Below are 15,043 nucleotides of genomic sequence, written 5' to 3'. Positions count from 1 at the left end.
CTCAGCGGATCGGCAACCCGGTGATCGCGCGGCTCATCACCAGCCGCTGGATCTCGCTGGTGCCCTCGAAGATGGTGAAGATCTTCGCGTCGCGGTGCATCCGCTCGACCGGGTAGTCGCGGGTGTAGCCGTTGCCGCCCAGGATCTGGATGGCCTCGTCGGTGACGTACACCGCGGTCTCGCTGGCCACCAATTTGGCCATCGACCCCTCGGCGTTCTCGAAGGGCTTGCCGTTGCGCGCCATCCAGGCCGCCCGGTAGACCAGCAGCCGGGCGGCGTCGATGCGGGCGTTCATATCCGCGAGTTTGAACGCCACCGCCTGGAAGTCGCCGATCTTGCGGCCGAACTGCTCCCGCTCGCGGGCGTAGTCCAGCGCGTACTCGTAGGCGGCCCGGGCCACCCCGACCGCCATGGCGCCGACCGACGGGCGGGTGCGCTCGAAGGTGGCCATCGCGGCCTGCCCGGCGGTCCGCTTACCCTCGCGCGCCCTGGCGATGCGGGCGTCGAACTTGTCCTTGCCGCCGAGGATGAGCCGGCCCGGGATGCGCACCTCGTCGAGTACCACCTCGGCGGTGTGCGAGGCGCGGATGCCGTGCTTGCGGAACTTCTGGCCCTGGCTGAAGCCGGGGGTGCCGGGCGGGATGATGAACGAGGCCTGACCACGGCTGCCCAGCTCCGGGTACACCGACGCGACGACGATGTGGACCTCGGCGATGCCGCCGTTGGTGGCCCAGGTCTTGGTGCCGTTGAGCACCCATTCGTCGGTGGCTTCGTCGTAGCGGGCCCGGGTCAGGATGGATCCGACGTCGGATCCGGCGCCGGGCTCCGAGGAGCAGAAGGCGGCGACCTTGGGGTCGTCGACGGTGCCGAACATCTGCGGCAGCCATTCCCCGATCTGCTCGGGGGTGCCGCCGCCGGACAGCGAGGCCGCAGCCAGCCCGGTGCCCAGGATGGACAGCGCGATACCGGCGTCGCCCCAGAACAGCTCCTCGAACACGGTGACCATGCCCAGCCCGGACGGCTCGGCGGCCTGTTCGGCGAACATTTCCATCGAGTAGAGGCCGATCTTGGCGGCCTCGGCGATGATCGGCCATGGGGTCTCTTCGCGCTCGTCCCACTCGGCGGCGGCTGGGCGCACCACGTCGGCGGCGAACTCGTGCACCCACTTCTGCACGTCCAGCAGGTCGGAGGACAGCTCCAGGGAGAAGGTCATGGGGCTATCTTACTCAAGAGTAAGTTGTTCGGCCAGGCGGGTGGCCCTGGGCGTACCCGTAGACTGTGCAACCGACGATCGACGGAGAAAGAGGGCGGAATCTGAATGAGCGGCCATTCCAAGTGGGCCACCACCAAGCACAAGAAGGCCGTCGTCGATGCCAAGCGCGGCAAGATGTTCGCCAAGCTCATCAAGAACATCGAGGTTGCGGCGCGTACCGGTGGCGGCGATCCGGCCGGTAACCCCACGCTGTACGACGCCATCCAGAAGGCCAAGAAGTCCTCGGTGCCCAACGACAACATCGAGCGCGCCCGCAAGCGCGGCGGTGGCGAAGAGGCCGGCGGCGCCGACTGGCAGAACATCACCTACGAGGGCTACGGCCCCAATGGTGTTGCGGTGCTTATCGAATGCCTCACCGACAACCGCAACCGCGCGGCCGGTGAGGTGCGGGTGGCGATGACCCGCAACGGTGGCAACATGGCCGACCCCGGATCGGTGGCCTACCTGTTCTCCCGCAAGGGCGTGATCACGCTCGACAAGAACGGCCTCTCCGAGGATGACGTGCTGGCCGCGGTGCTGGAGGCGGGCGCCGAGGAGATCAACGACCTGGGTGAGGGCTTCGAGATCATCTGCGAACCCACCGACCTGGTCGCGGTGCGCACGGCCCTGCAGGACGCCGGCATCGACTACGACTCCGCCGAGTCGGGCTTCCAGCCGTCGGTCTCGGTGCCCGTCGATCTGGAAGGTGCCCGCAAGGTGCTCAAGCTGGTCGACGCGCTGGAGGACAGCGACGACGTGCAAGAGGTCTACACCAACATCGACATTCCGGACGACGTCGCCGCCCAGCTCGACGAGGACTAGAAGGCTGCGCCGATCGGTGTCTGCCCGGCGATGACCTCGAAGGTCCGCCCGGCGGTGGCGCGGGAGTCCAGGACCGCCAGCAACACCGCGGCGACGTCGGCGCGCGGGATGGTTCCGCGCCCGGTGGATTCGGCGATCTGTACCCGCCCGGTGCCGGGCTCGTCGGTCAGCCCGCCGGGCCGCACGACGGTCGTCTGCAGGCCGGCGCGGGACCGGACATTCGCGTCGGCCTCGGATTTGGCGCGCATATAGGCGCGGAACACCTCGTCGTACCCGTCATCGAGGCTGCGGTCGTCGGCCGCGAGTGCGGACACCATGACGTAGCGCTGCACGCCGGCGGCCTCGGCCGCGTCGGCGAGCAGGATCGCCGCATCGCGATCCACGGTCTGCTTGCGGGTCACCCCGCTGCCCGGTCCGGCGCCCGCGGCGAACACCACCGCATCGGCGCCCGCCAGGGCGTCGGCGACCTGCCGCACCGAACTCTGCTCCAGGTCGAGCACCACTGCCTGCGCGCCGGCCTCCGCCAGATCCCCGGCCTGCGAAGGGTTTCGGATCAGTCCGACCGGACTGTCGCCCCGGTCGGCCAGCAGCCGCTCCAGCAGCAGCGCGATCTTGCCGTGTCCACCCGCAATGACGACTCGCATCAACTCAGCCTACGGATCGATCGTGACGAGTGATCCGAGCGTGTCCCTGTCGGGTTGCGTCGGCCCGGGCGGCTAGGCTATCGAACACGTGTTCTTATCTGAAGGGGCTGGCGTGCGGATTATGGGAGTCGATCCCGGGTTGACGCGCTGCGGGTTGTCGGTGGTCGAGAGCGGGCGCGGGCGCCATGTCACCGCGCTCGATGTCGACGTCGTGCGGACGCCTGCGGACGCACCGCTGCAGCAGCGTCTGCTGACCATCAGCGACACCGTGGAGCACTGGATGGACACCCATGTCCCGGACGTGATCGCCATCGAGCGGGTGTTCGCCAATCAGAACGCCAACACCGCGATGGGGACGGCGCAGGCCGGCGGGGTGATCGCCCTGGCCGCGGCCCGCCGCAACATCGATGTGTTCTTCCATACCCCGTCGGAGGTCAAGGCCGCGGTCACCGGCAACGGCCGGGCCGACAAGGCGCAGATCACCACCATGGTCACCAAGATCCTTGGCCTGCAACAGAAGCCGACACCCGCGGACGCCGCCGATGCGCTCGCGCTGGCGATCTGTCACTGCTGGCGGGCCCCGATGATCGCCCGGATGGCCGAGGCGGAGGCCAAGGCGCAGGCGCAGAAGAAGCTCTACCAGGCCCGGCTGAAGGCGGCCCGCGCATGATCGCCTCGGTACGCGGCGAGATCATCGACATCGCCCTGGACCACGCCGTGGTGGAGGCCGCCGGTGTCGGCTACAAGGTGATGGCCACCCCGTCGACGCTGTCCACCCTGCGGCGCGGGGAAGAAGCCCGGCTGATCACCGCGATGATCGTGCGCGAGGACTCGATGACGCTGTACGGCTTCGCCGACGGCGAGTCCCGGGATCTGTTCAACACACTGCTGGGCGTCTCGGGGGTGGGCCCGAAGATCGCGCTGGCCACGCTGGCGGTGTACGACGCCGCCTCGCTGCGCCAGGCGTTGGCCGACGGGGACGTCACCGCCCTGACCCGGGTGCCCGGTATCGGAAAGCGCGGCGCCGAGCGGATGGTGCTGGAACTGCGCGACAAGATCGGCGCGGTGCCCGGGGCGAGCGGAGTGGCCGGCGCCGTCGGGCACGCGGTGCGGATGCCTGTGGTGGAAGCGCTTGTCGGCCTTGGGTTCGCGGCCAAGCAGGCCGAGGAGGCCACCGACAAGGTGCTGGCCGACGACCCCAACGCCACCACCTCCAGCGCGTTGCGGGCGGCGCTGTCCATGCTCGGTAAGAAGTAGCCATGGGTCGTTTCGAAGGCGATGAACCCGAGGATCGGGAGGTCTCGCCGGCGCTGACCGTCGGCGAAGGCGATATCGACGCCAGCCTGCGGCCGCGCTCCCTGCAGGAGTTCATCGGTCAGCACCGGGTGCGTGAGCAGCTGCAGCTGGTCCTGGAGGGCGCCAAGAACCGCGGCGGCACCCCGGATCACATCCTGCTGTCCGGCCCGCCCGGACTCGGCAAGACCTCGCTGGCGATGATCATCGCCGCGGAACTGAATTCCGCACTGCGGGTCACCTCCGGCCCGGCGCTGGAGCGGGCCGGCGATCTCGCGGCGATGCTGTCGAATCTGGTCGAGGGCGACGTGCTGTTCATCGACGAGATCCATCGCATCGCCCGGCCCGCCGAGGAGATGCTCTACCTGGCGATGGAGGACTTCCGGGTCGACGTGGTGGTAGGCAAGGGGCCCGGGGCGACGTCGATACCGCTGGACGTCGCCCCGTTCACCCTGGTAGGTGCCACCACCCGGTCCGGCGCGCTGACCGGCCCGCTGCGCGACCGCTTCGGTTTCACCGCCCACATGGACTTCTACGAACCACCCGACCTGGAACGGGTGCTGGCGCGGTCGGCCGGGATCTTGGGCATCGAACTCGAGGCCACCGCCGGCGCGGAGGTCGCCCGGCGCTCGCGCGGCACCCCGCGGATCGCCAACCGGCTGCTGCGCCGGGTCCGCGACTACGCCGAGGTGCGCGCCGACGGTGTCATCACCCGGGACATCGCCAAGGCCGCGCTCGAGGTCTACGACGTCGACGAACTCGGATTGGACCGGCTGGACCGCGCGGTGCTGTCCGCCCTGACCCGCAGCTTCGGCGGCGGTCCGGTGGGCGTCTCGACGCTCGCCGTCGCGGTGGGGGAGGAAGCCACCACGGTCGAAGAGGTGTGTGAACCCTTCCTGGTGCGCGCCGGCATGATCGCCCGCACGCCGCGGGGCCGGGTCGCCACCCCGTTGGCGTGGACACATCTGGGCCTGCAGCCACCGGTCAGCGGGTTCGGTCAAACCGGGCTGTTTGAATAATCGATACCCCGGCTGGGTAGTCCCTCGGTTATGACCGAGGAGGCCACCATGACCGAAACACGCGAGCGACGTACCGGCGGCAGACTGCACATGCCACGGAGCCGCGGCGCCCTGAGCGGGCTACTGCTGATACTGCTCGGCGTCTGGGGTGCGTTCATCCCGTTCGTCGGGCCCTACTTCGACTTCGCCTACACCCCGGATTCAGCGTGGACCTGGACCATCGGCCGCGGTTGGCTGGAGGTACTGCCGGGCGCGGTGACCGCCGTGGGCGGTCTGCTGCTGCTGGTATCGCGCAACCGTGCGACCGCCATGCTGGGTGGATGGCTGGCCGTGGCGGCCGGCGCCTGGTTCGTCGTGGGCCGCGCGCTCGCCGGGCCGCTGGCCCTGGGTAATGCGGGCAGCCCGGTCGCCGTGACCGAGGCCAAGCAGGTGCTGCTGGAGCTGGCGTACTTCTCGGGTCTCGGCGCGCTGATCGTCTTCCTGGGCGCCGCGGCGGTCGGGCGGTTGTCGGTGCGCAGCGTCCGCGACGTCCGGCAGTACGACACCGTGAGCGCCCGTCCGGTGGACACCGCGGCGCAGCCCGCCGTGGCAGCCGAGCCGGTGGCCGTGCGAGATCAGAAGACCGAGGTCATCGGCCCCACCGCGGAGGCCCGCGACCGGCGGCGCAGCTGGCGGGACATGTTCCGGGGCGGCCGCAACAGCAACCTCGCGCACCGCTAGACGGCTTTCTCGGGACGCTCGGCGGGCAGATCCGACGCGTGGCACACCCGGTTGCCCCCGGCGCGTTTGGCGGCGTACATCGCCTGATCGGCCGCCGAGAGCAGTTCGTCGAGCGTCCTCGTCGCCGGGTGCCCGGGCGCGGACGCGGTGCCCACACTCGCGGTGACGGAGTGCGGTAGCCCCGCGATCGCCGCGCGCACCCGGTCGGCGAGATGGCGCAGGTGGTTGTCGCTCATCCGGGCGGCGATGCAGAACTCCTCCCCGCCGATCCGGGCCACCACGACATCGGTGCCCGCCACCCGGCGCAGCACCGCGGCGACCGACGTCAGCACCCGGTCGCCGGCGGCGTGCCCCTGGGTGTCGTTGACCCGTTTGAACTCGTCGAGGTCGACCATCACCACACCAAGCGCGCCCCGGCGGCGGACCGGCCGGGAGGTCCGGTCTCCGACGGCCCGGTGGAATCCGCGCCGGTTGTGCAGCCCGGTCAGCGCATCCACGTCCGAATTGACCGCGTCGGCACCCAACAGCTGGATCAGCACCTGTCCGACCATCGGCACCGTCAGGATGCTGACCAAAACCAGCAGCGTCTCGCTCGCGGCCAGGATGGGATCGCCGCCGGTCGCGGCCCGCAGACCGCAGACGATGGTGGTGCTCACGGCGATGCCGAGCACCAGGATCAGGAACGGGCTGGTGTGGGTGAACGCCACCAGACCGGCGATCACCACGAAGACGACACAGGAGGTCAGGCCCTGTTGTGGCTGCAGGGCGATCAGACAAGCGGCGGAGACGCACAACGCCGAGAGCACGGCGAATGCCCGGGAAGTACGCCGGGACGGCCAGCGGGTCAGCCAGACGAACGTCATGGTCCAGCACAACGCGGTCGCCGGCAGAGCGACGGCGGCCGTGGCGACGAAGGGCGACATCGCCGGGCTCCAGAGCAGCAGGATCGGTACGCATCCCAGCACCGTCACCGAGATCGCCATGATGACCTGCAGCGGCCAACGCAGGTGCTGCGCCTCCAGGTACTCGGAGAGCCACTCGTAACGGTCGGGCTGCCGCCACCATCGGCGAATCGCATCCATCGATGGCTATTGTGCTTGACTCCGGCTACCCGGTGTAGACCATCACGTGCTTGATGCGGGTGTAATCCTCCAGCCCGTACATCGACAGGTCCTTGCCGTGCCCGGAGGATTTGTAGCCGCCGTGCGGCATCTCGGCCACCAGCGGGATGTGGGTGTTGATCCACACACAGCCGAAGTCCAACGCGTTGGACATCCGGATCGCCCGGGACACGTCCTTGGTCCAGACCGAGGAGGCCAGCCCGTACTCGACGCCGTTGGCCCAGCTCAGAGCCTCGTCCTCGGATTCGAAGGCCTGGACGGTGATGACCGGCCCGAAGATCTCGTTCTGCACCATCCGGTCGTCCTGGCGCAGGCCGCCGACCACGGTGGGCTCCACGTAGAAGCCCTTGTCGCCCTGCCGGGCTCCGCCGGTCGCGACCGTGGCGTGCGCGGGCACGTCCTCGAAGAAGCTCAGCACCCGTTCCATCTGGTTGACGTTGTTGACCGGCGGCACCCAGGCATCCTCGTCGCCGTCGGGCCGGCCGAACGTGGTGGTGGCGGCCTTGGCCTGCTCGGCCAGTGCGGCGGTCAGGTCCGCGACGATCGAGGCCGGGGCGAGCACCCGGGTGGCCGCGGTGCAGTCCTGCCCCGCGTTGAAGTAGCCGGCCGTCGCGATGCCCTCGGCCGCGGCGGCGATGTCGGCGTCGTCGAACACGATCACCGGGGCCTTGCCGCCCAGTTCCAGATGGGTGCGCTTGAGATTGCCGCCGGCACTCACCGCGACCGCCCGCCCGGCGGCCACCGATCCGGTGATGGACACCATCTCCGGGGTCGGGTGGGCCACCACCGCGGCGCCGGTGACCCGATCACCGGTGACGACGTTGAGCACGCCGGGCGGAAAGTGACGGCCGGCGATCTCGGCGAGCATGACGGTGCTCACCGGGGTGGTGTCGCTGGGCTTGAGCACGACGGTGTTACCCGCGGCGATGGCCGGGCAGAACTTCCAGATCGCCATCATCATGGGGTAGTTCCAGGGCGCGACCTGGCCGATGACGCCGACCGGTTCACGGCGGATCCAGGAGGTGTGGTTCTCCATGTACTCGCCCGCGGACTTGCCCTCCAGCACCCGGGCCGCACCGGCGAAGAACCGGATCTGGTCGAGCATCGGCGGGATCTCTTCGGCCGCGGTGACGTGGTTGGGCTTGCCGGTGTTGCGCCCCTCGGCCTCGATCAGTGCCTGCGCATTCTTTTCCACGTCGTCGGCGAAGTCGAGCAGCGCCTTCTGGCGGTGCGCGGGTGTGGTGCGCTTCCAGTCCTTGAAGGCCGCGGCCGCAGCGGTGTAGGCGCGGTCCACGTCGGCCTCGTTGGACACCGGTGCGGTGCCGTACTGCTCGCCGGTGGACGGGTCCACCAGCGGCATGGTCGCGCCACCGGACGAATCGGTCAGTTCGCCGCCGATGAAGTTCTGCACGGTGGTCATGTGTTGCGGGCTCCTTTTAGCTAGGCGGGAAGATCGGCAAGCGCGGCGGCCAGGATGTCGAGGGCCTCGGTGAGCAGGTCGTCGCCGATCGCCAACGGCGGCAGGAAACGCAGCACGTTTCCGTATGTGCCACAGGACAACACGATCACGCCCTGGGCGTGCGCGGCGGCGCACAGCGCCTTGGTCAGGTCGGCGTCGGGCTCGGTGGTGCCGGGTTTGACGAGTTCGACGGCGATCATCGCGCCGCGGCCGCGGACATCGCCGATCCGGTCGTCGTCGGCCTGCAGCTGGTTCAGTCGGGCCTTCATCAGCGTCTCGATCTGCCGGGCCCGCTCGACGAGACCGTCGGCCTCGATGGTCTCCATGGTGGCCAGCGCGGCGGCGCAGGACACCGGGTTGCCGCCGTAGGTTCCGCCCAGCCCGGACACGTGCGGCGCGTCCATGATGTCGGCCCGCCCGGTGACCGCCGACAGCGGCAGGCCGTCGGCGATGCCCTTGGCCGTCACGATCAGATCGGGCTCGATGCCTTCATGTTCACAGGCGAACATGGCGCCGGTCCGGGCGAAACCGGTCTGCACCTCGTCGGCGATGAACACCACGTTGTTCTCGCGGCACCAGTCCAGTAGCGCCTGCAGGAATCCCGGGGCGGGCACGATGAACCCGCCTTCTCCCTGGATCGGTTCGATGATCACCGCAGCCAGGTTGTCCGCGCCCACCTGCTTGTCGATCACGTTGATGGCGCGCCTGGCGGCCAGCTCGCCGTCGGTGGCCAGTTCCTTGCCGAACTCGGCGTCACGGAAGGGGTAGGACAGCGGTGCCCGGTAGATCTCCGGGGCGAACGGGCCGAAGCCGTGCTTGTAGGGCATCGATTTCGCGGTCAGCGCCATGGTGAGGTTGGTGCGCCCGTGGTAGGCGTGGTCGAAGGACACCACGGCCTGCTTGCGGGTGTAGGCGCGGGCGATCTTGACCGCGTTCTCGACGGCCTCGGAGCCGGAGTTGAACAGTGCCGACCGCTTCTCGCCGCTGCCCGGCGTCAACCGGTTGAGCTGCTCGGCCACCGCGACATAGCCCTCATACGGCGTGACCATGAAGCAGGTGTGGGTGAACTCGGCGGCCTGGGCGGCCACCGCCTCGACCACCTTGGGGGAGGCGTTGCCGATGGTGGTGACGGCGATCCCGGAACCCAGGTCGATCAGCCGGTTGCCGTCGACGTCCTCGACGATGCCGCCCCCGGCGCGGGCGGCGTACACCGGCATCGTGGTGCCGACGCCGCGGGCGACCGCGGCGGACTTGCGGTTGATCAGGTCCGATGACCTCGGTCCCGGGATGGCGGTTGCTAGATGGCGGGTCTGTTCGACGGCAGTCACGGCTGACTCCTGCTCGGGGTGTGGCACGCGCAGCTCCAACCCTAATCCGCCGGCGGCGAATGCGGGTGAAAACGGCAGCTGATGCGAACCGGGCCTTCGGATTACGTTGATTCCCTTGGATTGTGGCACGAATCCAGTGGAGAAGGCGTGTGATGGTGGAGGAGTTTCACCGCATCCCGGTCAGGTCCCGCCCGCCCGAGCGGAGCAGGGCTAATGGCACACTGGTGACCCGTACCCGCTGAACAACCGCGAAGGACAGCAGTTTCATGGATCTCGTCGTATTCCTGCCCCTGATCCTCATCATGGGCGCTTTCATGTTCTTCGCTTCGCGCCGGCAGAAGAAGGCCATGCAGGCCACCATCGATCTGCACGAGTCGCTGACCGTGGGGGACCGCGTACACACCACCTCGGGCCTGCAGGGCACCATCGCCGGCATCACCGATGACTATGTCGACCTGGAGATCGCGCCCGGCGTGGTCACCACCTGGATGAAGCTGGCGATCCGGGACCGCATCGAAGCCGCGGACGACGAGTTCGAGGACGACGACGCCGACGGCACCTATGAGGAAGAGTCCGGCGCCGTCGAATTGGACAAGAACTCGACCCCGAAGACTGACGGCAACTGATTCAGCTTCAGCGCGTACCCTCCCGGTAGCGCTCTCTAGTTCAGCTTCCCCGTCCCTGATTGTTTCAAGGAGACCCAAGAACCGTGGCTTCGTCTTCGGCGCCGGTCCACCCTGCCCGCTACCTGTCGCTCTTCCTGGCCCTCCTTGTCGGCGTCTACCTGCTGGTCTTCCTGACCGGGGACAAGAAGGCCGAACCCAAGCTGGGCATCGACCTGCAGGGCGGCACCCGTGTCACCCTCACCGCGCGTACCCCGGACGGCTCCCGGCCGACCCGGGAATCGCTGTTGCAGGCCCAGGAGATCATCAGCTCCCGCGTCGACGGCCTCGGCGTGTCGGGCTCGGAAGTGATCATCGACGGCGACAACCTGGTGATCACCGTCCCCGGGGACGACGGCTCCGAGGCCCGCAGCCTCGGGCAGACCGCCCGGCTCTACATCCGGCCGGTCATCCACGCGATGCCCGCGCAGGCCGTGGATCCTGCGCAGCAGTCCCCGGAGGGAATGCCGCCGGTGGGCGATCCCGGACTGCCGGCCCTGGCGCCCGCCGAGCCCGAGGCACCCATCCGGACACCGGGTGACCCGGCAGCGACCGGCGCGCCGGCCGCTCCTCCTGCTCCCGCGGCGCCGCCGGCGCAGCCCCGGCCCTACCCGCTGGAGCCGGCCCCGTCGCCGTCCCCGGCTCCTTCGCCGGCCCCCGAACCGTCACCGGCGCCCGCGCCCGGCGGACAGGACGAAAAGGCCGATCTCGCCCAGCGCATCGCCGACGAGAAGCAGCTGCGCCAGAGCGCCGACCAGAGCATCCAGCTGCTGGCCCTGCAGTTCCAGGCCACCCGCTGTAACGAAGAGGACGTGCTGGCCGGTAACGACGATCCCAACCTGCCGTTGGTGACGTGCTCGGTTGACCACCAGACGGTGTACCTGCTGGACAAGTCGATCATGAGCGGCGAGGAGATCAAGACCGCCGGGTCCGGGCTGGACCAGCAGCGCGGCGACTACGTCGTCGACGTCGAGTTCAAGCCCACCGGCTCCAAGATCTGGGCCGACTTCACTGCGGCCAACGTCGGCACCCAGACCGCGTTCACCCTGGATTCCCAGGTGGTCAGCGCCCCCGAGATCCAGGAGGCGATCCCGGGCGGGCGCACCCAGATCACCGGGCAGTTCACCGATTCCACGGCCCGCGAACTGGCCAACGTGCTCAAGTACGGTTCGCTGCCGCTGTCCTTCGAATCCTCGGAGGCCGAGACGGTGTCGGCGACCCTGGGGCTGACTTCGCTCAAGGCCGGCCTGATCGCCGGCGCCGTCGGTCTGGCGCTGGTGTTGCTCTACTCCCTGCTCTACTACCGGGTGCTCGGCCTGCTGACGGCCCTGTCGCTGGTCCTGGCCGGCGCCATGGTGTACGCGCTGCTGGTGTTGCTGGGCAGATACATCAATTACACACTCGACCTGGCGGGTATCGCCGGTCTGATCATCGGTATCGGTACCACCGCCGACTCGTTCGTGGTGTTCTTCGAGCGCATCAAGGACGAGATCCGCGAGGGCCGCTCGTTCCGTTCGGCGGTGCCCCGCGGTTGGGCCCGCGCCCGGAAGACGATTCTGTCCGGCAACGCGGTGACCTTCCTGGCCGCCGCCGTGCTCTACTTCCTGGCGGTCGGACAGGTGAAGGGCTTCGCCTTCACCCTGGGTCTGACCACCATCCTGGACGTGCTGGTGGTGTTCCTGGTGACCTGGCCGCTGGTGTACCTGGCCTCCAAGTCCGCGACGCTGGCCAAGCCGGCGTTCAACGGTCTCGGAGCAGTGCAGCAGATCGCCCGCGAACGGCGCACGGTGTCCACAACGGGACGGGGATAGTCAGATGTCGGCCAAACACTCGACCGAAAGCACCACCGTGGTCGCGCCGGCACCGGCAGCGCAGCACGGTTTCTTCGTCCGCCTCTACACCGGTACCGGTGCCTTCGAGGTCATCGGTAAGCGCAAGCTCTGGTACGCCGTCAGCGGGGCCATCGTGGCCATCTCGCTGCTGGCCATGTTGCTGCGGGGTTTCACCTTCGGAATCGACTTCGAGGGCGGCACCAAGGTGTCGATGCCGGTGGACGGCGCCAAGGGGCAGGCCACCACCGAACAGGTCGAGACCGTGTTCAGCGATGCGCTGGGCACCGCCCCGGAAACCGTGGTCATCGTCGGTAACGGCCCGTCGGCCACCGTGCAGATCCGCACCGAGACGCTGAGCAACGAGCAGACCGAGAAGCTGCGCGTCGCACTGTTCGACGCGTTCGAGCCCAAGGGATCCGACGGCCAGCCGAGCAAACTGGCCATCAGCGACTCGGCGGTGTCCTCGACGTGGGGCGGCCAGATCACCCAGAAGGCGCTGATCGCGCTCGTGGTGTTCCTGGTGCTCGTCACCATCTACATCACGGTGCGCTACGAGCGGTACATGGCGATCGCGGCGCTGGCCGCGATGTTCTTCGACCTGATCGTCACCGCCGGTGTCTACGCACTGGTCGGCTTCGAGGTCACCCCGGCCACCGTGATCGGTCTGCTCACCATTCTCGGCTTCTCGATCTACGACACCGTCATCGTGTTCGACAAGGTGGAGGAGAACACCGCGGGCTTCGAGCACACCACCCGCCGTACCTTCGCCGAACAGGCCAACCTCGCGGTCAACCAGACCTTCATGCGCTCCATCAACACCAGCCTCATCTCGGCACTGCCGATCATCGCGCTGATGGTGATCGCGGTGTGGCTGCTGGGCGTGGGCACGCTGCAGGACCTGGCGCTGGTGCAGCTGGTCGGCGTTCTGGTCGGTACCTACTCGTCGATCTACTTCGCCACGCCACTGCTGGTGAGCCTGCGGGAACGCACCGAACTGGTGAGCAAGCACACCAAGCGGGTGCTGCGCCGCCGCGCCGCGGCCGCGGCCAAGAACGGGACGGACACCGACCTGGACGCCGACACCGAGGCCACCGACGGCGATGTCGCCGGCGCCGTGGCCGAGGAGCCCGTGCGCACGGCGGCACCCGCGGGGCCCGCGCCGGACAAGCCGGCCCCCGGAGCGCGTCCGAACCGTCCCAATCGACCGTCGGGCAAACGGCGGCCGTAGTGCCGAGCGTGCGAGACACCCGCCGGGGCGGCACCGTCGCGGCCGGCGTATCGCTGGCGGCGGCACTGGTCCTGGCGGGTTGTTCGGCAGGTTCGGACAACGTCATCGACTACGCGGTCGACGGCACCCTGAGCACCTACAACACCAACTCGGTGGCCGGCGCCGCCTCCGGTGGGCCGCAGGCCTTCGCCCGGGTGCTCACCGGGTTCACCTACCGCGGGCCGGACGGCCAGATCGTCAGCGACCGCGACTACGGCACGGTGTCGGTCGTCGGACGCGCGCCGCTGGTGCTCGACTACGAGATCAACGCGAACGCCGTCTACTCCGACGGCAAGCCGATCACCTGCGATGACATGGTGCTGACGTGGGCCGCGCAATCCGGCCGGTTCCCGGCCTTCGACGCGGCCAGCACCGCGGGGTACCGCGACATCGCGGCCGTGGACTGCGTTCCGGGGCAGAAGAAGGCGCGGGTGTCCTTCGCGCAGGACCGCGGTGTGGTGGATTACGGCCAGTTGTTCGGGGCGACCTCGCTGATGCCGTCCCACGTGCTCGCCGACGAGCTGGATCTCGGCGAGGGAGGTGTCACCGCCGCGATCCAGACCAGCGATGTGGGCAACCTGGACCGCATTGCGCGGGCCTGGAATTCGAGCTGGGACCTGCGTCCCGACACCGACACCAAGCGGTTGCCGTCCTCCGGTCCGTACAAGGTGGATTCGGTCACCGAGGACGGCGCGGTGGTGCTCGTCGCCAACGACAAGTGGTGGGGCGCCAAGCCGCTGGCGCCGCGGGTGACGGTGTGGGCCCGCGGGGCCGATATCCAGGACCGGATCAGCAACGGTTCCTTCGACGTCGTCGACATCGCGACCGGGTCCTCCGGCACGCTCAACCTGCCGGCCGGTTACTCGCGGACCGATACCCCGTCGGCGGGGATCGAGCAGTTGATCTATTCCGCGCAGGGGCCGATGGCCGCACCGCCGGCCCGCCGTGCCCTGTCGCTGTGCACCCCGCGGGACACCATCGCGCGCAACGCTCAGCTTCCGGTGGCCAACGCCCGGCTCAGCCCGACCGCCGAAGACGCCCTGTCGGCCGCCGAAAGTGCCGGGGAGGCCGGGCAGTTCACCGCCGCCGACATCGAAGGTGCCCGTGCGGCGCTGGAGAATCGGCCGCTGACCGTGCGGATCGGCTATCAGAGCCCGAACCCCAGGCTCGCCGCCACCGTCGGCGCCATCGCCCAGGCGTGCGCGGCCGCCGGGATCACCGTCACCGAGGCGGCCGGCGAGGACGTCGGCCCGCTGAGCCTGCGCGACAATGCGCTCGACGTGCTGATCGCCAGCACCGGCGGCGCCCCGGGCAGCGGCTCGACGGGATCGGCGGCACTGGACGCCTACGATCTGCACACCGGTAACGGCAACAACCTGTCCGGTTACAGCAATGAGCGCATCGATGGCATCATCGACGCCCTGGCGGTGACCGCGGACCCCAAGGAGCTGGCCCGGCTGCTGGCCGAGAGCGGGCCGATCCTGTGGGCCGACGTCCCGACGTTGCCGCTGTACCGTCAGCAGCGCACCTTGTTGACCTCCAAGCGGGTGACCGCGGTGAGCAGTAACCCGACCCGATGGGGAGCAGGATGGAACATGGACCGCTGGACGTTGTCGTGAATCCG

14 protein-coding genes are annotated in these 15,043 nt (G+C 69.0%); 9 read left to right on the top strand and 5 right to left on the bottom strand.

Annotated elements, in window-relative coordinates; all coding sequences use genetic code 11:
• Position 1 precedes the first annotated feature (1 nt).
• Complete coding sequence (locus V4U86_RS15675; RefSeq protein WP_395306892.1) at positions 2 to 1,213, bottom strand: acyl-CoA dehydrogenase family protein; 1,212 nt, start codon at positions 1,211 to 1,213, stop codon at positions 2 to 4.
• A gap of 105 nt (positions 1,214 to 1,318) precedes the next feature.
• On the opposite strand from V4U86_RS15675, the gene V4U86_RS15670 reads away from it, so the two are divergent.
• A complete protein-coding gene (locus V4U86_RS15670) occupies positions 1,319 to 2,074 on the top strand; it encodes a YebC/PmpR family DNA-binding transcriptional regulator (RefSeq protein WP_395306891.1) in 756 nt (251 codons plus the stop codon).
• Here the strand turns inward: V4U86_RS15670 and V4U86_RS15665 are convergent.
• Positions 2,071 to 2,718, bottom strand: a complete 648-nt coding sequence (locus tag V4U86_RS15665; protein ID WP_395306890.1) for an SDR family oxidoreductase — start codon at positions 2,716 to 2,718, stop codon at positions 2,071 to 2,073. The genes V4U86_RS15670 and V4U86_RS15665 overlap by 4 nt on opposite strands.
• Before the next feature lie 112 nt (positions 2,719 to 2,830).
• Here V4U86_RS15665 and ruvC point away from each other — a divergent pair, with 112 nt between their 5' ends.
• From ruvC to V4U86_RS15645, 4 genes are read left to right on the top strand one after another with little or no spacing between them, the layout of a single operon-like run.
• Positions 2,831 to 3,388 carry a crossover junction endodeoxyribonuclease RuvC gene (gene ruvC, locus V4U86_RS15660; RefSeq protein ID WP_395306889.1) on the top strand — a complete coding sequence of 186 codons (558 nt, stop codon included), beginning with the start codon at positions 2,831 to 2,833 and terminating at the stop codon, positions 3,386 to 3,388.
• Positions 3,385 to 3,975, top strand: a complete 591-nt coding sequence (ruvA, locus tag V4U86_RS15655; protein ID WP_395306888.1) for a Holliday junction branch migration protein RuvA — start codon at positions 3,385 to 3,387, stop codon at positions 3,973 to 3,975. The genes ruvC and ruvA overlap by 4 nt, the downstream gene beginning before the upstream one ends.
• Before the next feature lie 2 nt (positions 3,976 to 3,977).
• The gene (ruvB, locus tag V4U86_RS15650; RefSeq protein WP_395306887.1) at positions 3,978 to 5,030 is read left to right on the top strand and encodes a Holliday junction branch migration DNA helicase RuvB; all 1,053 of its coding nucleotides are present in this window, start codon (positions 3,978 to 3,980) and stop codon (positions 5,028 to 5,030) included.
• 48 nt (positions 5,031 to 5,078) lie between these two features.
• On the top strand, positions 5,079 to 5,750 hold the full coding sequence (locus V4U86_RS15645; protein ID WP_395306886.1) for a hypothetical protein: 672 nt from the start codon (positions 5,079 to 5,081) through the stop codon (positions 5,748 to 5,750).
• On the opposite strand, the gene V4U86_RS15640 is transcribed toward V4U86_RS15645, so the two are convergent.
• Genes V4U86_RS15640 through gabT form a run of 3 tightly spaced genes read right to left on the bottom strand, consistent with a single transcriptional unit; the run spans position 5,747 to position 9,658 of the window.
• The gene (locus V4U86_RS15640; RefSeq protein ID WP_395306885.1) at positions 5,747 to 6,832 is read right to left on the bottom strand and encodes a GGDEF domain-containing protein; all 1,086 of its coding nucleotides are present in this window, start codon (positions 6,830 to 6,832) and stop codon (positions 5,747 to 5,749) included. The genes V4U86_RS15645 and V4U86_RS15640 overlap by 4 nt on opposite strands.
• Before the next feature lie 25 nt (positions 6,833 to 6,857).
• Positions 6,858 to 8,291, bottom strand: a complete 1,434-nt coding sequence (locus V4U86_RS15635) for an aminobutyraldehyde dehydrogenase (RefSeq protein WP_395306884.1) — start codon at positions 8,289 to 8,291, stop codon at positions 6,858 to 6,860.
• Positions 8,292 to 8,311: 20 nt separating this feature from the next.
• On the bottom strand, positions 8,312 to 9,658 hold the full coding sequence (gabT, locus tag V4U86_RS15630) for a 4-aminobutyrate--2-oxoglutarate transaminase (protein WP_395306883.1): 1,347 nt from the start codon (positions 9,656 to 9,658) through the stop codon (positions 8,312 to 8,314).
• A gap of 266 nt (positions 9,659 to 9,924) precedes the next feature.
• Here gabT and yajC point away from each other — a divergent pair, with 266 nt between their 5' ends.
• From yajC to V4U86_RS15610, 4 genes are all read left to right on the top strand, one after another.
• Positions 9,925 to 10,284, top strand: a complete 360-nt coding sequence (yajC, locus tag V4U86_RS15625; RefSeq protein ID WP_395306882.1) for a preprotein translocase subunit YajC — start codon at positions 9,925 to 9,927, stop codon at positions 10,282 to 10,284.
• 83 nt (positions 10,285 to 10,367) lie between these two features.
• The gene (secD, locus tag V4U86_RS15620) at positions 10,368 to 12,131 is read left to right on the top strand and encodes a protein translocase subunit SecD (RefSeq protein ID WP_395306881.1); all 1,764 of its coding nucleotides are present in this window, start codon (positions 10,368 to 10,370) and stop codon (positions 12,129 to 12,131) included.
• A 4-nt stretch (positions 12,132 to 12,135) separates the two neighbouring features.
• Positions 12,136 to 13,380, top strand: a complete 1,245-nt coding sequence (gene secF, locus V4U86_RS15615) for a protein translocase subunit SecF (RefSeq protein ID WP_395306880.1) — start codon at positions 12,136 to 12,138, stop codon at positions 13,378 to 13,380.
• A gap of 8 nt (positions 13,381 to 13,388) precedes the next feature.
• Positions 13,389 to 15,038, top strand: coding sequence for an ABC transporter substrate-binding protein (locus tag V4U86_RS15610; RefSeq protein ID WP_395306879.1), 1,650 nt, complete (start codon positions 13,389 to 13,391; stop codon positions 15,036 to 15,038).
• The last annotated feature ends 5 nt before the right edge of the window (positions 15,039 to 15,043 follow it).

This window comes from Mycobacterium sp. AMU20-3851 (assembly GCF_043974665.1).
In the GTDB taxonomy this organism is placed as follows: domain Bacteria; phylum Actinomycetota; class Actinomycetes; order Mycobacteriales; family Mycobacteriaceae; genus Mycobacterium.
The sequence above is the reverse complement of the archived record's forward strand: the minus strand, read 5'-3'. Positions and strand labels throughout refer to the sequence as shown.